Origin of the sequence: Paenibacillus sp. GCM10027626 (assembly GCF_042676285.1) — a bacterium.
Classification (GTDB): Bacteria; Bacillota; Bacilli; order Paenibacillales; family Paenibacillaceae; genus Paenibacillus_Z.
Genome location: NZ_JBHTHC010000008.1, coordinates 121635 through 141588 on the forward strand (window position 1 = coordinate 121635; position 19954 = coordinate 141588).

General features: G+C 50.3%; 20 protein-coding genes. 6 read left to right on the forward strand and 14 right to left on the reverse strand.

Annotated features, from left to right (window positions below):
• Positions 1-240: 240 nt before the first annotated feature.
• A complete protein-coding gene (locus ACFQ0N_RS16940) occupies positions 241-612 on the forward strand; it encodes an ArsR/SmtB family transcription factor (RefSeq protein ID WP_379328187.1) in 372 nt (123 codons plus the stop codon).
• Positions 590-1102 (forward strand): SRPBCC domain-containing protein, encoded by a 513-nt coding sequence (locus tag ACFQ0N_RS16945; protein WP_379328189.1) that lies wholly within the window; start codon positions 590-592, stop codon positions 1100-1102. Before ACFQ0N_RS16940 ends, ACFQ0N_RS16945 begins: the two co-directional genes overlap by 23 nt.
• Positions 1103-1260: 158 nt before the next feature.
• Here ACFQ0N_RS16945 and ACFQ0N_RS16950 read toward each other — a convergent pair whose 3' ends face one another.
• The 5 genes from ACFQ0N_RS16950 to ACFQ0N_RS16970 all read right to left on the reverse strand — a co-directional run bounded on the left by ACFQ0N_RS16950 (position 1261) and on the right by ACFQ0N_RS16970 (position 6089).
• Positions 1261-1419: a hypothetical protein gene (locus tag ACFQ0N_RS16950; RefSeq protein WP_379328191.1), complete on the reverse strand. Its 159-nt coding sequence runs from the start codon at positions 1417-1419 to the stop codon at positions 1261-1263.
• 33 nt (positions 1420-1452) lie between these two features.
• On the reverse strand, positions 1453-2865 hold the full coding sequence (locus ACFQ0N_RS16955; RefSeq protein WP_379328193.1) for a sulfatase family protein: 1413 nt from the start codon (positions 2863-2865) through the stop codon (positions 1453-1455).
• 7 nt (positions 2866-2872) lie between these two features.
• The gene (locus ACFQ0N_RS16960; RefSeq protein ID WP_379328195.1) at positions 2873-3757 is read right to left on the reverse strand and encodes a carbohydrate ABC transporter permease; all 885 of its coding nucleotides are present in this window, start codon (positions 3755-3757) and stop codon (positions 2873-2875) included.
• Positions 3758-3783: 26 nt separating this feature from the next.
• The gene (locus tag ACFQ0N_RS16965) at positions 3784-4680 is read right to left on the reverse strand and encodes a carbohydrate ABC transporter permease (RefSeq protein WP_379328197.1); all 897 of its coding nucleotides are present in this window, start codon (positions 4678-4680) and stop codon (positions 3784-3786) included.
• A 98-nt stretch (positions 4681-4778) separates the two neighbouring features.
• Positions 4779-6089, reverse strand: coding sequence for an ABC transporter substrate-binding protein (locus ACFQ0N_RS16970; RefSeq protein ID WP_379328199.1), 1311 nt, complete (start codon positions 6087-6089; stop codon positions 4779-4781).
• A gap of 147 nt (positions 6090-6236) precedes the next feature.
• On the opposite strand from ACFQ0N_RS16970, the gene ACFQ0N_RS16975 reads away from it, so the two are divergent.
• A complete protein-coding gene (locus ACFQ0N_RS16975; RefSeq protein WP_379328201.1) occupies positions 6237-7727 on the forward strand; it encodes a sensor histidine kinase in 1491 nt (496 codons plus the stop codon).
• A 32-nt stretch (positions 7728-7759) separates the two neighbouring features.
• The gene (locus tag ACFQ0N_RS16980) at positions 7760-8443 is read left to right on the forward strand and encodes a response regulator (RefSeq protein ID WP_379328203.1); all 684 of its coding nucleotides are present in this window, start codon (positions 7760-7762) and stop codon (positions 8441-8443) included.
• 89 nt (positions 8444-8532) lie between these two features.
• Here ACFQ0N_RS16980 and ACFQ0N_RS16985 read toward each other — a convergent pair whose 3' ends face one another.
• Positions 8533-9540, reverse strand: a complete 1008-nt coding sequence (locus ACFQ0N_RS16985) for a Gfo/Idh/MocA family protein (RefSeq protein WP_379328205.1) — start codon at positions 9538-9540, stop codon at positions 8533-8535.
• A gap of 19 nt (positions 9541-9559) precedes the next feature.
• Positions 9560-10402, reverse strand: a complete 843-nt coding sequence (locus ACFQ0N_RS16990) for a sugar phosphate isomerase/epimerase family protein (protein WP_379328207.1) — start codon at positions 10400-10402, stop codon at positions 9560-9562.
• A gap of 183 nt (positions 10403-10585) precedes the next feature.
• On the opposite strand from ACFQ0N_RS16990, the gene ACFQ0N_RS16995 reads away from it, so the two are divergent.
• Both ACFQ0N_RS16995 and ACFQ0N_RS17000 read left to right on the forward strand, forming a co-directional pair.
• Complete coding sequence (locus tag ACFQ0N_RS16995) at positions 10586-11473, forward strand: helix-turn-helix domain-containing protein (protein WP_379328208.1); 888 nt, start codon at positions 10586-10588, stop codon at positions 11471-11473.
• 62 nt (positions 11474-11535) lie between these two features.
• Positions 11536-12357, forward strand: a complete 822-nt coding sequence (locus tag ACFQ0N_RS17000; protein ID WP_379328210.1) for a DUF6597 domain-containing transcriptional factor — start codon at positions 11536-11538, stop codon at positions 12355-12357.
• A gap of 225 nt (positions 12358-12582) precedes the next feature.
• On the opposite strand, the gene ACFQ0N_RS17005 is transcribed toward ACFQ0N_RS17000, so the two are convergent.
• From ACFQ0N_RS17005 to ACFQ0N_RS17035, 7 genes are all read right to left on the reverse strand, one after another.
• On the reverse strand, positions 12583-12924 hold the full coding sequence (locus tag ACFQ0N_RS17005) for a LapA family protein (protein ID WP_379328212.1): 342 nt from the start codon (positions 12922-12924) through the stop codon (positions 12583-12585).
• A gap of 100 nt (positions 12925-13024) precedes the next feature.
• Positions 13025-13369, reverse strand: coding sequence for a cytochrome o ubiquinol oxidase subunit IV (cyoD, locus tag ACFQ0N_RS17010; RefSeq protein WP_379328214.1), 345 nt, complete (start codon positions 13367-13369; stop codon positions 13025-13027).
• 13 nt (positions 13370-13382) lie between these two features.
• A complete protein-coding gene (cyoC, locus tag ACFQ0N_RS17015; RefSeq protein WP_379328216.1) occupies positions 13383-14060 on the reverse strand; it encodes a cytochrome o ubiquinol oxidase subunit III in 678 nt (225 codons plus the stop codon).
• A gap of 1 nt (position 14061) precedes the next feature.
• The gene (locus tag ACFQ0N_RS17020; protein ID WP_379328218.1) at positions 14062-16029 is read right to left on the reverse strand and encodes a cbb3-type cytochrome c oxidase subunit I; all 1968 of its coding nucleotides are present in this window, start codon (positions 16027-16029) and stop codon (positions 14062-14064) included.
• 24 nt (positions 16030-16053) lie between these two features.
• Positions 16054-17037 carry a ubiquinol oxidase subunit II gene (cyoA, locus tag ACFQ0N_RS17025; protein ID WP_379328220.1) on the reverse strand — a complete coding sequence of 328 codons (984 nt, stop codon included), beginning with the start codon at positions 17035-17037 and terminating at the stop codon, positions 16054-16056.
• Between the two features lie 311 nt (positions 17038-17348).
• Entirely contained in the window at positions 17349-17591 is a 243-nt protein-coding gene (locus ACFQ0N_RS17030; RefSeq protein ID WP_379328222.1) for a hypothetical protein, read from the reverse strand.
• Positions 17592-17719: 128 nt separating this feature from the next.
• Positions 17720-19903, reverse strand: coding sequence for an ATP-binding protein (locus ACFQ0N_RS17035; RefSeq protein ID WP_379328225.1), 2184 nt, complete (start codon positions 19901-19903; stop codon positions 17720-17722).
• Between the last annotated feature and the right edge of the window lie 51 nt (positions 19904-19954).

Here is a 19954-nt window from a genome sequence, read left to right on the forward strand (position 1 = left end):
TTGACGAGAAGGTTCAAAATTTCTCAAGCGGCCGCGCAAATGCGGAAACAATCCTGCAAACAAGGAAACAGGAATCACTTACAAGTTTGCAGCAGTAGTCCCCATAACAACATGGAGTATATACTTTCAAACACCCCGACTCCCGAAGCACACACCTACCTGTTTTTTAAATATTCCTTTACAGGAATATTCCTGGTATGGTATATTGGTTTTAAAGATAGACAAAGGGGCATGCTCACTATGAATAGCCAAACATTCAGCGCACTATCCGATCCGAGCCGTTTGCGAATCGTCGAGCTGCTGCTGAAAGGCTCCATGACGGTCGGCGATATAGCGAATCGTCTTCATATCCGCCAGCCTCAAGCTTCCAAACATCTTCGCACTTTGCTCGATTCCGGTCTCGTTGAGGTACAGGCGGCGGCCAATCGGCGCCACTACAAGCTTCGGCCGGAGCCGCTGCAGGAGCTCGACGCTTGGCTTGAGGATTATCGCGCCATGTGGAACGAAAGGTACGACAACTTGGACAATTACTTACAGCAGTTAAAGCAGCGGGATCGAGACCACAATGAACATTCAGGAGGAATATCGAATGGCAAACAAGATGACGTTTAAAACAGATGGCTCTATACTTTTTATGGAGCGGGAATTTGACGCTCCGCGCGAGCTTGTATTCGAGGCTTATTCTACTGCAGAGCATCTGAAGCATTGGTGGGGGCCGCGCGGATGGGTACTATCGTTCTGCACGGTTGACTTTCGGCCAGGCGGCGTTTGGCATTATTGCATGAAATGTGAGGATAAAAACCAGGGAGATTTCTACGGCTTTGAATCTTGGGGAAAGGCAGTATACAAGGAAATTGCCGCACCTGAAAGAATCGTCTATACAGACTACTTCTCGGATGCTGAAGGCAATGAAGCCGCAGGGATGCCGCCCTCGGAGATCGAACTGACCTTCGAACAGCTTGAAGGCAACAGAACGAAGCTGATCAGCAGAGCCAGATACGAATCGGAAGCAGCGCTGAAGCAAGTCGTCGAAATGGGCATGCAGCAAGGCATCAGCGAAACGATCGATCGCCTGGAGGAATACCTGCAGACGATTCGTTAAGACAAGAAGCTCTACTGAACTGCCGCGCGCTTCACGCTGGCGCGGCAGTTCAGTAGCTCCTTAGGAGTGCAGGCGAAGCTGACCTGAGCGGACCGTAGATCCGTTGATTTGTGAACAAAACAGCACATTGGCTTGCTTGCGGACCGTGGTTCCGTTATTTACCTCAAATCGCCGCGAAAACCCGCCAAAAGCGGCAAATAACGGATCGTATGTCCGCGGAACCTCACAATTAGCTGGGTTTCGACAAAATAACGCATCGTATGTCCGCACGACTCGCAGTTGCCCGCTTCTGCGGCAATAAATCGTTGTCCGCGCATAATCGACAGCCTCCTCAGGTTCGTTGCAGTTCCTCAGAATAAAAATGCATCCCCCATCCGCTGCAGCCATTGCTTGAGCTCTTGTTCCAGCCGCATCGCCTCCTCATGTTCATCTGCGGAAGCAAGATGAGCAGGCTGCAGCTGGAACGGATCGGCGCGCAAATCATAGAGCAAGCGCTGTACCGGTTCTTCCGGGGCATAACCCCGGTGAATCACGTACGTATGGTTGGCTGTCCGTATTGCCCGCCAGCCGTATGCCCGGTTATCCAGACCGCGGCTGCTGAACGCTTCGATCACTTCTTTTCTGCCCGGAAATGCCGCCAAAAAAGCAGCTGCAGCCCCAGCCGCCCCTTCTTCCCCTCTTACTGCAGCGGAATAGTCGCTGCCCTCCACCTGCTCAGGAATCGGCAGCTGCAGCAATCCAAGCAGTGTTGGCATAATATCTACGCTATTGAACAGCAGCTCGGTCTCCCCTCGCGGAATATGCCCTGGCCAGCGCATGAGACAGGGGATGCCGACCGACTCCTCATACCAGGCATGCTTGGCCATCAAGCCATGCGCCCCCATCAGCTCCCCATGATCAGCCGACAGCACGACTACCGTATCCTGCTCGAAACCGTGCTCCCGCAAGGCGGCCATCAAGCGGCCAAATTGTTCGTCCAAGCCGGAAATGGCCGCATAATAATCGCGCATATACTGCTCCAGCCGCTCCTTGCCGCCGGCAACCTTCTCGCCGGTATGGACATTCAGCTCCCCAGCCTGCACATTCGGCCGCAGCTGCAGCTCGCAACTGGCGTACAATTGCTTATACTTGTCCGGCACCAGCTCGAATGGACTGTGGGGCGGGTTCCACGATACAAATAACGCAAACGGCCGCTCATCGTCAGCGCTGCGCTGCAAAAAATCCAGCGCGACATCGGTCTCATGCTCAACCGACCACTGCTTCACTTCAATCATGCGCGGGCTGTCACGCCAGTAATGCGGCTCCAGATGGTGATCATAGGCGCCATAGGAATGCCAAAAATCAAAACCGTGGCGCTTCGGGCCAGGCGGGGTATAAGCATCCCATTCCCTTGCCCCTGACACAGGCCGCTCCGCCACGTTTTCCTCCGGCAGGTCGAGATGCCATTTGCCGATATATCCAGTGCGATAGCCGGCTGCCTTCAATACATCGCCAATGCAAATTTCATCCGGCCGCAGCATCACGTCCGCGCCAAGCTTGCAATTGGTATAGACCCCGTGGGACTGCGGATATTTCCCTGTCATAAGCGACGCGCGATGCGGCGAGCAAAGCGGCGTACAGCTTAGCGCCTGATTAAAGACGAGCCCTTCTTTGGCAAAAGCGTCGATATGCGGCGTCATAACCGGTTCCTCGCTGCGAAAGCCGACCGCCTGCCGTCGCCATTGATCGGCAAAGATATATAGTAGATTTGGTCGTTTGCTCATCGATGCATTACCCTTTTACCGCACCAGCAGTAATCCCTTTCACAAAATGATCCTGAGCCAAAAAGTAGACGATAATCGTCGGAATAACGGCCGATACTGCTGCAGCCATCAGCGGACCATATTCTGTGCTGTGCTCGGATTGAAAATGCTGCATACCAAGCTGCAGCGTAAACAGGCCGTCGGAGTTCAAATAAATAAGCGGCGCCAAAAAATCGTTCCAGGAATGCATGAAGGTAAAAATAATCAGGCTGGCAATTGCCGGACGCGAAAGCGGCAGCACGATGCGCGCGTAGATGCCGAACTCGCCCAAACCGTCAATGCGCGCCGCCTCCGACAGCTCCTCGGGCAGCGCCATATAAAATTGGCGGAATAGAAACACGCCGAACGGATTGAAGGCGCCAAGCAAAATTAAAGCCCAATGCGAATTTAGCAGATGGAGCTCCTTCATCAGCATAAATTGCGGAATCATCATCACTTGATACGGGATCATCATCGTCGCGACATAAAAGAAAAACAGCTTATCCCGCTCGGGAAATTTCACCTTGGCAAAGGCATATGCAGCCATCGAGCAGGTCACAATTTGCAGCAGTGTGGTCAGAACTGAGATTTTCACTGTATTAAGGTAATAAGTTGCAAAGGGCAGCTCTGTCCACACCTTCGCATAATTTGACCAGTGGAATGTTTCTGGAATCCATTGAATCGGAAAGCCGAAAATCTCCCCTTCAGATTTGAACGATGCCGACAGCATCCATAGAAACGGTATAATCATGGAGAGCGAGACAACGATCAAGATGATATAGAGCAGCAGCTGCGACCAAGAAGAACGGCGCCTGAGCCATTTGCCAACACGCCCGGGATCGCTGTGGATCGTCGTTTTCATTGCAGTATCCAAGCCGGTTCTCCCCCTTTCTGGCCGAATTAATAATTAACCCATTTTTTCTGTCCGCGGAATTGAATAAAGGTAATGATTAGAATCAGCACGAATAACACGTAAGCCATCGCCGAAGCGTAGCCGTATTCATAGCGCTGGAAGGCGGTGTTGTAAATATCGAATACGAGCACATGCGTCGCCCGCCCCGGGCCGCCTTGCGTCAGCACAAAGACGAGATCGAATACTTTGAAGGAATTGATAATGCCGATAATGACCGTAAAGAAAATGACCGGCGACAGCATGGGCAGCGTGACATGAACAAACTGCGATACTTTGCCGGCGCCATCGATTTCAGCCGCTTCGTACAAATCGCCGGGGATGCCCTGCAATCCTGCCAAATACAGCACCATGTAATAGCCGATTGAATGCCAGACGCTGACGATAATGACCGACACTAATGCCCAGTCCGCAGAAGCGAACCACCCTGGCGGCTGATCGATGCCGATGGCGCGCAGCATGCCGTTAATCGGCCCCATCGACGGATTGAACAGCAGCTGCCAGATGACAGCGACGGCAATCGTGGCCGTAATATGCGGCAAAAAAAGCGCCGTACGAAACCATTTTAGGCCGCGAATCCCTTTATTAAGGGCTACCGCTGCCAAGATCGCCAGCATGAGCGTTATCGGCACCGATACGAATGTCATGATTAAGCTGTTGAGCAATGAAATACGAAAGGTTTCATCCCCCAGCAGTCTTGTATAATTGTCCAGTCCAACCAGCTTGATTTCTCCAAAACCGTTCCATTCCGTAAAGCTCATTAAAAAAGAAGCGATGACCGGAAAGCAGATAAATAATGCGAACCCGACAATATTCGGCAGCAAAAAGCTATATCCGACCAATCGCCCTCTCCTTATGGTTCGGCTGGATGCCCGCTTGTTTTGCAAGATGTCCTCCTCCTATCTGTCTAACAGCGCTCACACTGATCAGGAATAGCAGTGCCCGCAGCAGGCTGAGTAGAGCTGCAGGCACTCGCGCGTCACAATTATTTCTCTTGTTCCGCGAACTCACCGTATTTGTCCGCCCATTCCAGACGAACGCGTTCGGCAATTTTCTGGATAGCCTGTTCAGCTGTCTGGCCGCCTGTCAAGGCAACCTCGCCCTCCTGTCTGTATACAGCGTCCACAAGCGCTTTCTTCGTTCCCGGCAGCAGCGGGTATTCCGGATATTCGCGCTGTTCCACCAAATAGTGAATGTTGGCCGGCTTTTTGCTCGCATCCCCCATATATATCTGCTTAATTTCATCGTTCATGTAGCCGGTCAAAAATCCGTTCGCAGCGAACTGCTTGGCGCCTTTTGGCCCCGTCATATATTCCAGCAGCTTGAAGGCTGCCTCCTTATGCTTCGATTTGCTGTTGATCATAATCGAGACCGGGGTCGCCATGCTCGTTCCGGCAGGCACGCCTTCCGGATGCGGGACAGGCACGATGTCCCAATCAAAATCAATCTTCTTCTCCTCTTCCGCCGTGCGCAGCTGTGCCACATGCCAATCCCCGATCAGGTTCATCGCCACATTGCCCTTTTGGAATGCCGCGTTGTAATGAGCGGAAGTTGTTATTTGCTCGCTCCAGGACATAATGGAGCCGTCCTTCTCCATATCCATCCGGAACTGCAAGGCATCCTTGAATGGAGACAAATCTTTGTCGATCACCGAGGCGCCGTGCTGCACCGCCTGCAAATACCAGGTTTGCGCCCAAGGCTGCAGAAACGCGCCATAAATTTTGTCTGCGCCTTCCCCTTTCGTCATCTGCTTCGCCAACTCGCGGAACTCCGCCCAGGTCATATCGTCTTTCGGGTACGGCACCTTCATTTGGTCAAACAGCGTTTTGTTGTAATATAAAATCCAGGTCGACTTCCGGTAAGGCAAGCTGAAGATCTGGCCATTTATTTTCATTTCGTCATAGAGCGGCCCGTAGCCCGATACATCGACATTGTTGCTTTTAATGTAGCTGTCCAGCGGTTCAATGATGCCCGTATCCAAAAAGACGTCCATATTGCCGCCGAACAGATCGATCGGTTCGCCTGAGGACAGCTGCAGCCGCAATTTTTCGTAATACTGCTTTTGCGGAATCGTATCGAATTTAACCTCAATATCCGGATTATCCTGCTTAAAGCTGCTGTAAACCTGCTGGAAGGTTTCGAGATCGTCGGGCAATACCGTCATGTTCAGCGTCACTTTTTCGCCTGCGGCAGACTCGCCGTCCGGCTTGCCCTCTTCCTTTCCGCCAGAGGAGCAGGCAGACAGCAGGCCGCCAAGCAAACCAACAACGAGTGCCAGAGGTAACATTTTTTTCATTTTACATTCCCCTTTAAGTTCAGTATGATTTGAATACGCTTTCTTGATTAACCTAGCACTCATTATAAGCAAAACATCACAACGAGCAGAAGGTGTATATTTTATACCCCCTCCTTGCTGCAATGATTGCCGAAAGCGAGGAACCGCATGATTTACGTCACATTGCTCTTTATTGTGCTTTCTTTTCTGCTGGGCTACAAACGGCTGAGCAGCGCCTCCATCCGCTTCATGTTCGGAATTATGATCGGCTGGGCGATGTCGTTTTTATTTTTCATTTTGTATTTGAGCAAATTCAACTATTACCACAACAGCATCAATGCCTTTTTCAATTTTAGCCCGGGCACCTGGAATCATCTTGTACTTACGAATTTTAATCCCATGCTCCTTATTCGTTTAATGAACGGCGGAGTGGCGCTTTTTCATTATTCGCTGCTTTGCTTTGCCGTTTCCTTTGTCGGGCTGCCAATCAAATGGCGCCATGCGAGAATTTATGTTGGCCTGGCAATCGTACCGGCCGCGCAGCTCATCTTTTTCGATCCGGCCTTTAATGTATGGCTGCAGCATGCCGCCGGCACTTCGCCTGACGGACTGCAACTTATGCTGCGGGCTCTGTCATGGGTGCTGCAAAATGCCAAATATGTCTATATGCTGCTCACCTTTGCGCTAATGATTCATTACTTGATCCGGTATCCGAAAATCCGTTTTTTAAAAAACTATACGGTTTATCATATCTCGATTTTGGCTTTCGTCGCGATTGTGCACACGATGCTGTTTGCTTGGGCGCCGCAAAATCTCGTAAGGGCAACCGTGCTGCCCTATTATCACAATTATTTGCAGCCGCCGATCAGCGCCTATCCGATGCTGCTTTCGATTTTCCCTTACGTCGTCTTTACAGCGCTCGCATTGCTCGTTTTTATGATTTACCGTTATAATTCGATCGAAGCTTATTATCGCAACAGAAACATCCATATCAATAAAAGCATCGATACCGCATCACTTGGCACGCGGGCATTCACCCATGCTTTGAAAAATCATCTGCTCGCCGTTCGTTCAGAAGCCGATTATTTGCAGGAACGCCATGCGGATGATCGCGAGACCTGCTACAGCCTGGAGCTTATCGATCGTTCCGTCGCTCAAGCGCTGCAAAGCATTGATCACGCTTCGCGCCAGCTTAGCGCGATCTCGCTCAGTCTCGTGCCGCTGCCGCTAAGCGGGCCCGTCAGGCAGGCGGTCTCGCGCATCCAGGCCGAGCATCCCGGCCTTCCGATTGCGCTGAGTGCGGACGCTGCCGAAATATACGCCTATGTGGACGAGAAGCAAATGACCGAGACGGTCTACAATTTGCTCCTTAACGCCGCGGAAGCGCTCGCCAAGCAGGACAACAAGCAAATTGCTGTCACCATCAGCCTTCATAATGGCTGGGGGATTATTACTGTCGCCGATAACGGCCCGGGAATTGCCGCAGAGCAGCTGGATACGATCTTTTCCCCTTTCTATTCCACCAAATCTTCGGTTAACAATTGGGGAATCGGCCTATCCTTCTGCCATAAAATTGTAAGCGGGCATGACGGGAAAATTTCCGTGGACAGCGGGGCCGGGCAAGGCACTGTCTTTAAAATTTATTTGCCGGTTCTTTAATATGAATGTGATTGCAGGGAGAGGGGATTGCGATGCAGGAGACGATAAATGTCCTGGTTGTGGACGATATGGAGGCACATCAGCGCAGATTACAACGCATCATTGCGGCCTGCGCGGATATGAACTGCGCAGGTACAGCAAGCTCCGGGACGGAAGCTGTGGCCCAAGCGGAAGCGCTGCGGCCTGACATTATTTTGATGGATATTGAGATGGAGGACAAGCTGGCTGGCGTAGAGGCCGCAAAAGCCATTCATGAGCGGTATCCGGATACGAAAATTATCGTGGTTACGGTGCACAAGGATGACAACATTATTTTTGCAGCGTTTCAGACGGGGATTATCGACTACGTGCTCAAATCAGCCGAAGCGGCTGAAATTGAAGAAGCGATCCGCCTTGCTGCCGCCGACCGTTCTCCAATCCGGCCGATGATTGCGCATAAAATTCGCGAAGAATTTGCCCGAATCAAAAAAACAGAGAGCAGCCTGCTCTATACGATCCAAATGATCGCCGGGCTAACCCCCAGCGAGCTGCAAGTGTTGAAGCTGCTCTGCGAGTTCAAGACGAGAAGGCAAATTGCCGAAGAGCGGATTGTCGAATATGAGACGGTAAAAAAGCAAATTCACAGCATTTTAAAAAAATTCAATATGAGCAGTACTGTTGACGTTGTCCGCATGGTCAATGAAGCAAAAATTTTCGATGTACTGAACAAGTTATAAAGCTGCATGCAAAAAGGCGGGCTGCTCGAGCGAACACGGGCAGCCCGTACTTTATCCGGCCCTTACATAAACTGAGGACAAGTGATGGATTAGCGGGCAGCCAGCCCGATCTCCTTTATCGCAAGACGGAATGACGCCACGCCATCTGTAAGCGATGCATTCACAATCGGTTCGCCGGCCGCCAGCCTATCCAGAAAATAACGCAACTCATACAAGTATCCGCCCAGGTCTGAAATATTGCCGCCTCGATCGGCGTTTGCTGTGCTCGCCTCTGTCTTTAAGTCCGGTACAATTTCACTGCCGTCATTGCCGTAAATTTTTAACGTTGGCGACTTTTGGCAGCTGAAGACGATGACAGCCTGCTCATATTTTACCCGAAACGACATTTCGAACGGGAAGTGAGCCGGACAGTCCCAAGTCGCCTCCAGTGATACGACTGCCTCTCCATAATGGTATTGGCTGAAAATATGCTCGATATTGGTGCCGGCATACACGGCTTGACTGCTGACTTCATCCGGCTCGCCAAGCAAATAGCGCACAAAATCCACATCATGAATATGCAGATCGAGCGCGACGGAGCCGCTGCGGCTTACATTATGAATCCAATCCTGCCAGCCCCAGGCTGGACGCGGACTTATCCGCGAGAAGACGCCGGATATAAATTTGCCGTAGCGCTGCCCGGTATGAATTTGTTTTAAGGCTGCGTATTCCGGCCAGAAACGCAGACAATGCCCTACCATGACGTTCGCCCCTGTACGCTTCTGCACCTCAAGCAGCTGAACAGCCTCCTCCTCCTCCAAGCAAACCGGCTTCTCGATAAATACATGGTAGCCGCGCTCCATCGCCAGCAAGGCATGGCGCGCATGCAGAAAGGTCGGCAGGCAAATATCAATCGTATTGACATCTGCCTGCTCAATCAACTGCGTACCGTCCGCAAACACTTTGGCGCCGAATTTGTCCGCGATTTTTTGCGCGCGTGCCGGATCGTCATCGGCAACAGCCGTAACTTGAAAATCGGCCGAACCCGCCAACGCTTCATAACAAAGCGCATGGGTCATTCCCATAAAGCCCGCGCCAATTAATCCGATTTTGATCATATTCATATTCCCCCTTTTTCTACTTTCGCCCCAAAATACAATCCATCGCCTTCGAAGTGTTGTATATGATTTGATCCGGATAATCGCGATAAGGGGGAATCATTTCGGCAGTCACATAGTCGTCATAGCCGATTGCCTGCAATTGTCCCATAACGGCCGGATAATCCACATCTCCTGCCAGCAAATCGACAAAGCCGTGCAATCCGCCCGCTGCCCGCCGATAATCCTTGAAGTGCACCTTGCGGATGCGCTTGTTCAAAATTTTGATCCAATGCTCGGGATAACCTGCATAGACGACATTGCCGACATCCAAATAAGCGCCGATATAATTGCTGTCAATCTTGTCGATAAAATCGCGGAATTCCAGCGGCGAGAGCAAAAATTTATTCCACACATTTTCCAGACCGATGTGCACCCGGTGCTGCTCGGCGATAGCGGCCAGCTTGACGAATGCTTCCAAGGCATAATGATAGGCGAGATCATAGTCCACCACTTCCGAGCCGGGAATAAAATCAACACCGACCGCTCCGGGCACGACCAATATCGTATCAACCCCCAGCGCCTCTGCATAAGCCAGCTGCCGCTTGGCAATTTCAAAGGCTTGATCGCGCTTTGCTTTGTCTTTACTCGTAAATGAATAATCCCAGTAAAGCCCGCATGCCAGACTGGCTACTTCAAGACCGATCTCCTCTGCCTCCCGCTTCGCATCGCGGAATGCCTGCTCGCTGCTTTCCAGACTTAATTCGCCGCATTCAGCCAAAGCCAGTTCGATCCCATCAAAGCCGGCCGCCTTCGCTAGCTGCATACATTCACGCACCGTCTTGCCTGAGCCGAATGACCATATATTAATTCCTTTTTTCATGCCTCCATGTCTCCTCCACTGCCAATTAATCCGCTTTCACAGTTCTATCTTAACGTCTCCGCTCAGCCGGATATTTAGCAAAAAGCGCAGATTATGTATCTAAAATGCTGACGTTCTATTCTCTCTAAAGCAAAATGCCGCTATAATAGAGAACACAATATCAACGACCCGGAGGCGAGGACAATGAACTTCGTCATGACGGAGCTGCAGCAAATTATCATCGTGGAGCGGCTAGTATCCCTTCATTATTTCGAGTTTTCCAAAGACTATATTTTCAAAGGCGAGAAGCATCACTTTTGGGAATTTTTGTATGTTGATAAAGGTGAAGTTGAGGTAATGGCCGATACGGAGGGCTATCAATTAAAGCAGGGGGATATCATTTTTCATCAGCCGGATGAATTTCATAGCGTGTGGGCCAACCGGCAAATTGCCCCCAACCTGATTGTCATCAGCTTTGAATGCCACTCGCCGGCGATGAATTTCTTCCGCAAAAAAATATTTCCGCTCGATCCGCAGCAGCGGGAGCTGCTGACGCAAATTGTCCGCAACGGGCTTTTGGCTTTCCAGCCGCCATTCGATGATCCCGGCGAGCATTCCTTGCACCGTCAGCCTGATGCCCCGCAAGGGACAGAGCAACTCATAAAAATCTATCTGGAGCTGCTGCTTATCAGCCTTATCCGGCATGGCGATGCCGCCCGGCCGGCACAGCGCCTGTCCTTTGCAGCAAAGGAGCGAAGCGAGCAGGATCTTATCGCTGAAATGCTTCGGTTTATGGAACAGCATGTCGAGGAGGAGGTTTCGCTGGAGCAAATTTGCAGACAATTCAATCTAAGCAGAAGTTATGCCAGCCAGCTCTTTCGCGAACGAACGGGGCTAAGTATTATGAAACAGTTCAAGCTGCTGAAAATAGCGAAGGCGAAGACATTAATTCGCGAAGAGCAGCACAACTTTTCGCAAATTGCCGAAATTTTAAACTACAGCAGTGTGCACAACTTCTCCCGCCATTTCAAAGCCGTCACCGATATGTCTCCATCTGAGTATGCCAAGTCGGTCAAGGCAATGCTCCAATAAAGCATCCGGCCACCGGTCGCATTATATAAATGCGACAACATCGTTTTGGAGGTTGTATCTCTATGATAAAAGGTATCCTGCACCCTGCCGAGGGAGAGACGAAGTACAAGATTAGCCGCCACGCCCCCTCCGCTCTTGCAGCGCGTTTCGTCCAGCATTATTGGGTCGTCGACTGGGATCTACGCGGTCAGCCAGCCTATATCCAGCAGGTACTGAGCCATCCGAATGTTAATCTCGTATTTGAGCCTGGCAATTCGCGAGTCTATGGCGTTTCGGAAGGAATAAGCACCCGGATCATCGAAGGCTGTGGGCGCGTTGTCGGCATTAAGTTCAAGCCTGGCGGCTTCCATCCCTTCCGGCCGTCCAATATGGCCGAGTTAACCGGACGCTCGCTTTCTTTTCAGGAAGTGTTCCAAATGGAACCGAAGCGGCTGGAGGACGAGCTGTTTGCGATTCCAGATCCGGACACTGCCGCGCGCTATGTCGACCGGTTTCTGCTGCCGCGCCTACCCGCTCCTGATAGCAATGCCGAGCTGGCCTGCAGCATCGTCTATCAAATACGCGATGATCGCACCATTATCAAGGTCGATGATATCGTCTGCCACAGCGGGCTGCATATCCGCTCCCTCCAGCGGCTCTTCGACCGTTATGTCGGCGTCAGTCCAAAATGGGTCATCCTGCGCTATCGGCTTCATGAAGCCGCTGAACGTATGCGGCAGCCTGAGCCGATCGACTGGCCTGCACTGGCGCTTGAACTCGGCTATTATGATCAATCCCATTTTATCCGCGATTTCAAATCGATTGTTGGCGTTACACCGGAAGAATACAGTCGTAGACAATGCGAAACACACCTGACGGCGTCGTTGGCAGAGGGGCCAAGGTAACGTTTTGCATCTCTCGTGGCCATTTGGCCCCCTTAGAAGAGCAGATTGATGCGTTTCGTACAACAAATGGCGGGCTTGCCGGCTCCCCCACCGTAGGTTTGTTGCACAAACTACAACATTTGAGCACGTTTTTCCGTTCGCCCGCCGGGCGGCTTCCCATTGAAAAACCGCTGGAGGATGCGTCAATAAACGCATCCTCCAGCGGTTTTTTACTTAGCCATGCTATTACTCTTTCGCCGGGTGGGCCGGCGGAAACTCTTCTTCCTTCGCCATATCCTGAGAAAGCACCGCGCCTACAATACTATCGAAGCCGTCTTTGCTTTCCAGTTCGGCAAGTTTGCTTTCCAAATGCTTGATCTCACGTTGGAGCTTGTACTGTCTGACAATGCCAAACAGCCCTACCGTCAAACCACCGAGCACTGTAGACACAAGAATGACGAGAATAAGCGGGCTTTGTGTTTCGCTGAATAAGAAGTTTACTTTGACGGAATCCATGTTGATAACTGCAAAAACCCCCGTCAGCAGCGCAAATAGCAGAGCTGCAATAATCGTCCACTGCACCCTCATGATGTTGACCCCTTTCAAGGATGGAAATAGCTATATTATAGCATAAAAAAGCTGTTTCAACCTGCAAAATTTGCAAGTTTGAAACAGCCTCTAAACCTATTTAGGTCGCAACCGCGTTGTATGTCATAATCCAGATTGAGCCTGCGACAATCGTCAACACGATGACGAGACCGAATATAAGGGTAATCAAGTTGTAGCGCGGCTTATCTTCCTCACGCAAATGCATAAAGAATAATAGCTGAACGACAAATTGCAGAACCGCTGTTACAAGCAGTACAACCATTGCGGCTGTGCCTTTGACCATATCATTCAAAATCGCTACCAAAGGAATGATCGTCAGCACGATAGAAAGTAAAAAGCCGATTGTGTAGGATTTCAGTGAACCGTGACCGCCATGGCTTCCCCCGCCATGAGCGTTGCCATGCGCGCCTTTTGCACTTTTCATTTGCTGTGCCATCCTACATCACCCCCATCATGTAAACGATCGTGAAGACGAAGATCCAGACAACATCGAGAAAGTGCCAGTACAAGCTGATGACATTGACTTTCCGTTTGGTTACGGGAGTCAGTCCGCGTTTGGCCAATTGGATCATTAGCGCAATCATCCAGACAAGGCCGATCGAAACGTGCAGACCGTGCGTCCCTACAAGCGTATAAAATGCGGATAAGAACGCGCTCGTGCTAATTGTCGCGCCTTCACCGACCATATGCACGAACTCCGTCACTTCAAGCGTAATAAACGAAGCGCCGAGCAGCACTGTAACGGCTAACCAGCCGATCAAGCCTTTCGTGTTGCCGCGATTCATCGCGAGCACCGCCAGACCGCTCGTATAGCTGCTGGTCAGCAAAATAAATGTTTCGGCAATGATGCCAGGCATTTGAAAAAGCTCTGCCGGTGTAGGCCCGCCATTCGTATTGCCGCGAAGTACAATATAGGTTGCAAACAGCGTCCCGAACAAAATGACGTCTGTAATAAGAAAGATCCAAAAACCGAAAGTTTTGAGCGCTTCATGCTCTTCTTCATGGTGCTCGTCATGGCCGCCGGCGCCGGCAGCGTGACCGCCATGGCTGGAGTCCGCATGCGCGGCTTCCAGCCTTTGGCGGATTAATGATTCTTTTAGCGATCCGAATGCCATTTTAGACAGACCCCCTTAACGCCGCTTCCGTTCGTTTCACTTCATCGACTGGAATATAGTAATCCGTATTGTACGAGAACGAGCGGGCCAGCATGCAAATCGCAACGCCGATCAAGCCCGGAATGGCAAGCCACAGCCAATTCTGCACGAAGCCGAAGCCCGCAAAGAACCAGCAGACCGACTTAATAAACGGAATACCCGAGTTGCGCGGCATATGAATAGGCTCGAGCTTCGGCTCCGCCGGCTTCTCGCCTTTCTCCATCCGCTGCTTTCTCTCCCACCAATCATCTTGAGAAGTCACTTGCGGCAAGGTAGCAAAGTTGTACATTGGCGCTGGTGAAGGAATCGACCATTCAAGCGTGCGGCCGTTCCATGGATCCCCGGTTGTATCGCGCTGCATAAATTTAATGCTGTGGGCAATTTGCCATACTTGGAACAGGAAGCCAAGCCCCATCAGGAAGCCGCCGATCGTCGACACTAAGTTGAGCGAAGTCCAGCCCAAATCCCAGCTGTATGTGTTCAGACGTCTGGTCATGCCGTCGAGTCCAAGGAAATATTGCGGCATAAAGCAGACATAGAAACCGATGTTCCACAGCCAGAATGCCCATTTGCCCAGCTTTTCATTCAGTGTAAAGCCGAATACTTTAGGCCACCAGTAGGCAAGACCGGCAAAGTAACCGAAAGCGACGCCGCCAATCAATACTTGGTGGAAGTGAGCGATCAAGAAGTAACTGTTATGGAACTGGAAGTCGGCCGGCGCGACCGATAACAGCACACCGGTCATACCGCCAACGATAAAGCACGGAATAAAGCCCATCGTCCACAGCATCGGCGTTTTGTAAGACACCCTGCCCCGGAACATCGTAAACAGCCAGTTAAAGACTTTAACCCCTGTCGGTATAGCAATAATCATCGTCGTTATCGCAAAGAATGTATTGACATTCGCTCCCGATCCCATCGTAAAGAAGTGATGGACCCAGGTAAAGAATGAGAAGAAGCTAATACTCATAAGCGCAAAGACCATCGATTTATAGCCAAACAGCTTTTTGCGGGAGAAGGTCGCCACGATTTCGGAGAAGATACCGAAGGCCGGCAGTATAACAATATACACTTCCGGGTGACCCCACATCCATATCAGGTTGATGTACATCATCGGGTTGCCCCCGCCATCAAGCGTAAAGAAGTGCGCGCCCAAATAGCGGTCGATAAATAACAGAGCGAGTGTGATCGTCAAAATCGGGAAAGCAAAAATAATGGTGACACAGCTCGACAAAGTCGACCAGGTGAACATCGGCATTTGCATCAGCTTCATGCCAGGAGCACGCATTTTCAAGATCGTTACGATAAAGTTAATACCGGTCATCAAGCTTCCGATCCCGGAAATTTGTATCCCCCATATATAGAAATCCTGACCGACGCCCGGGTTGTACATTGACCCTGACAGCGGAGGATAAGCAAGCCAGCCGGCATTCGGCGAGCCGCCAATGACGAAGGAGACGTTAAACAGCATTGCTCCCCAGAAAAACAGCCAAAAGCTTAACGAGTTAAGGAACGGAAACGCCACGTCGCGCGCCCCGATCTGCAGCGGCACTACAATATTGAACAGGCCGAACATGAGCGGCATCGCCATAAACAAGATCATAATGACGCCGTGTGTCGTAAAGACCTGGTTATAGTGGTCTGCATTTAAAAATTCCATTTCCGGCAGTGCCAGCTGAGCCCGCATTAGCAGCGCATCGACACCGCCGCGGAACAGCATCAGAATGGAGGCTATGACATACATAATACCGATTTTTTTGTGGTCAACGGTCGTCAGCCATTCGCGCCACAGCCATTTCCATTTTTTAAAATAGGTCAGTACAAATAGGATTGCAACCGATGTCAGCACAATTGCTGCGTCTGCTCCATAAATGAGCGGGTCGCCTGTTACAAAAAACTCTGAGGCGAAGTCTTTTATTTTATCCCACATGCGGTTATCCCTCTCTTTCCATCATTAATTGCCCGCATGATCCTGCGTCTGGACTGCTCCATCACCTGAATCCGGCTTAATCGGCATTGCATCGCTGCTCGTTCCTTCCGATTTTTGCGGTTTATTATTCGTTAAACCGTTGTCGCCATGCTGGTGAGAAGCAGCATATTTATGCACGATTTTGTTGAACAAGCCTTCCGGGATGGAGGAGAACGATTGTGTTTCCTCAACGCTCGGTTTGGCCAGCTCCAGATAGCCGTCCAATGTCAGCGGCTTGCTTTCGGACTTCGTCTTCACTGCCCATGCGTCGAAGTCCTCCTGCGACATCGCATTGACATTAAACTTCATCTTGGCAAAATCCAGACCGCTGAAGTTCGCGCCCGAGCCGTGATAGACCCCGACTTCATCAGCTTGCAGATGCAGCACCATTGCCATTCCGGACATCGTGTACATTTGCCCGCCCAGCTGCGGAATCCAGAAGGAGTTCATCGGTGCATCGGAGGTCAATTCAAACCGGATCGGCACATCGGCCGGAATATTAAGATAATTGACAGTGGCGATATCCTGCTCGGGATATTGGAACAGCCATTTCCAATCCAGCGAGGTGACCTGAATCGTCATCGGCTTCTTGTCCGATTCCAGCGGCTTGCTCGGCTCCGTAGCATAGGTGTACCGGGCCGTTATAGTCGCCAATATGATGATGATTACGATCGGAATGCCCCACCATGTCACTTCAAGCTTTGTACTATGCTCCCACTTGGGTGTATAGGCCGCCTTGTTGTTAGGTTTGTCACGATAGCGAATTGCGATAATTGCCGTCAAAATCAGAACCGGTACAATGATCACTGAGCAGAGCACTGTTGCAATAATAATCAAATCACGCTGCTGTGACCCGATTGGCCCCTTCGGATCCATGACCATCAGCTCGCCGCAGCCTGATAACAGTACTGTTACAAGCCCGAGCATCATTATAACCGTCATACGTTTCCATGATTTTGGCATTTTCAACTTTTTCATCTCCTTACGGCCATTCTAATGTTGAGACTGAACACTTGCGCATGCTAGCAAATTTCTCTCATGTCATTACCATACCAGAACTTGCCGCCATTTGAACCCTCGTTAACAAAGGAGACATTGAAAATTAGAATTTCTGTAATAATTCATTCACCATTTAGACGATAATGTAAACGCTATACCGAAAAAAGCCTCCTGCCGCGGCCCAAATAATAGCGAAAAAAGCCCATGATTGCTGGATTCGGGCAGCCTACTCCCGATTCCGTCATCATGGGCAAATATTAGACACAATTGATTCCAGCCAATCATTGAAGCTTTCGCGTTTCCACCATATTGATGGCGGTGGCAATTGTATAAATAAACACACTGCCGATCATAAAACCGATGCCCAGCATAAGCGGCAAATTAGCATCACTGAAGTAACTCAAATTGAACGCGCACATAACTACGCCAACTGCAAGACATATCCAGGCGATCACATTCATAAGTGAAAAAAGACGTTTTGTTTGTACTGCTTCATTTTGGTTCATGGTCAGGCTATTTTTCATCTTTGTCACATCCCCGTCACATTGTAAACGTTATTACAGTTATTATAACCGAAATGTGAACAAAAGTGTTCAAAAAATTTTCACTTTTTCTTAAAAAATCAGACAAATTTTATAAAAGGGGCTTATTTCTAATCCCCTTTCGCCCTATTATGCTGAAAAGGAATTGTAAACCAAATTACCGTTCCTTTTCCCAGCTCGCTTTCCGCGCCGATTTTTCCATGATGAGCCTCAACAATTTCTTTTACAATCGCCAGTCCCAGGCCGCTGCCTCCCCCGTAAACTTTGCGGGCCAGCTCCTTTTTATAGAACCGGTCAAAAATATAAGGCAGATGCTCCTCGGCTATGCCGCTTCCGGTATCGCATACCTTGATGACAACTTGCCCGCTGCTGTAATCCGCTCGATAAACGATCGTTATTTTCCCGCCTTCTGCTGTGTATTTAATCGCGTTAAAAACGAGATTGGCCATCACCCGCTCCATACGGTTCTGATCAATTTGCATGCTAATATTTTCAGCACTGGGAGCCCCCGCAGCGGCCCACTCCTCCTGATCCGATATGAACGAGTAATTAAAATCCAGCCGATGGTTGCGGATATCCAGCTCGAACAACTCGCGCATCCGCTCCATCCAATCCGCTAACAGCACCTCCGAATAATCAAACCGCATATCACCGGCTTCCAGCTTGGACAGCTCGAACAAATCCCGGATAAGCCGGTTGAGGCCGGCAACCTTGCCCAGCATCATGCGTATATATTTGCTTTGCTGCTCTTCCGTTTTGATCACGCCATCTTGCATCGCCTCCAAATACCCCTGCAGCAATGTGATCGGCGTACGCAAATCATGCGAGATGTTGGTCATTAAATGCCGGCGCGAATTTTCCACCTTGGCCAGCTCACGGTTTGTCCGCTCCAGCGTTTCATTTGCGGCCTGCAATGCCTCAGTCCGCTCGGCAATCCGTTCCTCCAAATGGGCGTTCAGCTCGCGCAATTCCTTCGTTACCAGCTCAACCCGATGAAGCGCATTGGAGAAGCGGCTGGATATAATAAATGATTGCATTAAAATGAAAAAGAACAAGCCCAACGGCACCAATTGATGACTGACACGCCATTCATTATAGAAGAGCATATCATTCATAATCGTCAGCACAAATACGGCTACACCAGCAAGGACAAAGCACGCTCCCTCCCGCTTTCTCCGCATGGCCATTACGAGTACGTATAGCGAATAAAAACATACCAGCAGGACAAAAATTTGAAAGAAAGGAAGCAGTCTGGAATATATCAGCGCCGGCAGTAGAAGCACCGGTATGCATGACAATATCCCGAGTGCGATGACCGCCCTCTTGATCTTCACTGAGGCATCGTGCGGAAAAAGGCCACAAATGTAAAGATAGCCCGTCACCGCGCTAAGCACAAAACTGATATATTCGATTTTCAGCCCGGTTTCCCAACCGATCGCGGGAAACATCTGCAGCAGATAGGCATCCCCTGTCACACTTGTCCGGGCCGCTACCAGCAGGCAGAGCAAACCGAAGTATAGCGTAAACTGCTCCTGACGGCGAAAGGCGTACAACCCCATATGATACAAGCCAATGATCACCAGACTGCCGAAAATGACCATTTCCTGCACCGCAGTCCGCATCTGAAATTTCACCATATCTTTGTTCGATCCAAGCGAGAATCCAATCCAGATTCCGCCTTTGCGGTGATGAAAGTTAGATACTTGCACAACTAGTTCCAGCCGCTCCTTATTGCCATCGAGAATAATCAGCCTCGGGTATTGCTCTGCTGAGCTGTTTTCCCTGCTCTTTCCGACAATCCCTGCGGACGCCATCAGTTTACCGTTAATCCAAAAATTATAGGCGCTGGAGATGCTCGGCACCCGCAATGCCAATCTTCGCTCGGACGGCGTCAACAGAATCGTCAGCTTATAGGTAGCAATGCCCTGCCCATCCTCAAACCCGTAATATTCGGGATAATTGTTCCAAGAGTGCGGCACTTCGGCAAACAATGCAGGTCCACTGGCAGCAGCTTCCTCTGGCGAAAGCAGCTCATGAGCGTAAAATAGCCATTCTCCATTCAGGTCGATGCGTCCATCCTTGTCAAAAGACCAGCCCCTTAAATCGAGAACACCCTTTTCAGCCGCCGGTTTGGCAGCAGCCTGGCCTCCGGCCAGCATCAGGCTATCAGCGGAGGAACTGGACGGAAACAGCAATGCGATCGGTATAAAAACAGCCATAAATGCAAGAAAACGATGCGTTTGACACAAAATAAGACTTCCCTTCAATATGTTATAAATCGCGCCATTGCCCATTCCTCCATACATTCGCTATAATATAGCGGAGAGAATGGCAGGCTGGATCGA

Excerpts from the sequence above, each read along its gene's own strand:
- ACFQ0N_RS16940 (WP_379328187.1), top strand. The coding sequence starts at position 241 with ATGAATAGCCAAACATTCAGCGCACTATCCGATCCGAGCCGTTTGCGA.
- ACFQ0N_RS16945 (WP_379328189.1), top strand. The coding sequence starts at position 590 with ATGGCAAACAAGATGACGTTTAAAACAGATGGCTCTATACTTTTTATG.
- ACFQ0N_RS16950 (WP_379328191.1), bottom strand. The coding sequence starts at position 1,419 with ATGCGCGGACAACGATTTATTGCCGCAGAAGCGGGCAACTGCGAGTCG.
- ACFQ0N_RS16955 (WP_379328193.1), bottom strand. The coding sequence starts at position 2,865 with ATGAGCAAACGACCAAATCTACTATATATCTTTGCCGATCAATGGCGA.
- ACFQ0N_RS16970 (WP_379328199.1), bottom strand. The coding sequence starts at position 6,089 with ATGAAAAAAATGTTACCTCTGGCACTCGTTGTTGGTTTGCTTGGCGGC.
- ACFQ0N_RS16975 (WP_379328201.1), top strand. The coding sequence starts at position 6,237 with ATGATTTACGTCACATTGCTCTTTATTGTGCTTTCTTTTCTGCTGGGC.
- ACFQ0N_RS16980 (WP_379328203.1), top strand. The coding sequence starts at position 7,760 with ATGCAGGAGACGATAAATGTCCTGGTTGTGGACGATATGGAGGCACAT.
- ACFQ0N_RS16985 (WP_379328205.1), bottom strand. The coding sequence starts at position 9,540 with ATGATCAAAATCGGATTAATTGGCGCGGGCTTTATGGGAATGACCCAT.
- ACFQ0N_RS16990 (WP_379328207.1), bottom strand. The coding sequence starts at position 10,402 with ATGAAAAAAGGAATTAATATATGGTCATTCGGCTCAGGCAAGACGGTG.
- ACFQ0N_RS16995 (WP_379328208.1), top strand. The coding sequence starts at position 10,586 with ATGAACTTCGTCATGACGGAGCTGCAGCAAATTATCATCGTGGAGCGG.
- ACFQ0N_RS17000 (WP_379328210.1), top strand. The coding sequence starts at position 11,536 with ATGATAAAAGGTATCCTGCACCCTGCCGAGGGAGAGACGAAGTACAAG.
- ACFQ0N_RS17005 (WP_379328212.1), bottom strand. The coding sequence starts at position 12,924 with ATGAGGGTGCAGTGGACGATTATTGCAGCTCTGCTATTTGCGCTGCTG.
- cyoD (WP_379328214.1), bottom strand. The coding sequence starts at position 13,369 with ATGAAAAGTGCAAAAGGCGCGCATGGCAACGCTCATGGCGGGGGAAGC.
- cyoC (WP_379328216.1), bottom strand. The coding sequence starts at position 14,060 with ATGGCATTCGGATCGCTAAAAGAATCATTAATCCGCCAAAGGCTGGAA.
- ACFQ0N_RS17020 (WP_379328218.1), bottom strand. The coding sequence starts at position 16,029 with ATGTGGGATAAAATAAAAGACTTCGCCTCAGAGTTTTTTGTAACAGGC.
- ACFQ0N_RS17030 (WP_379328222.1), bottom strand. The coding sequence starts at position 17,591 with ATGAAAAATAGCCTGACCATGAACCAAAATGAAGCAGTACAAACAAAA.
- ACFQ0N_RS17035 (WP_379328225.1), bottom strand. The coding sequence starts at position 19,903 with ATGGGCAATGGCGCGATTTATAACATATTGAAGGGAAGTCTTATTTTG.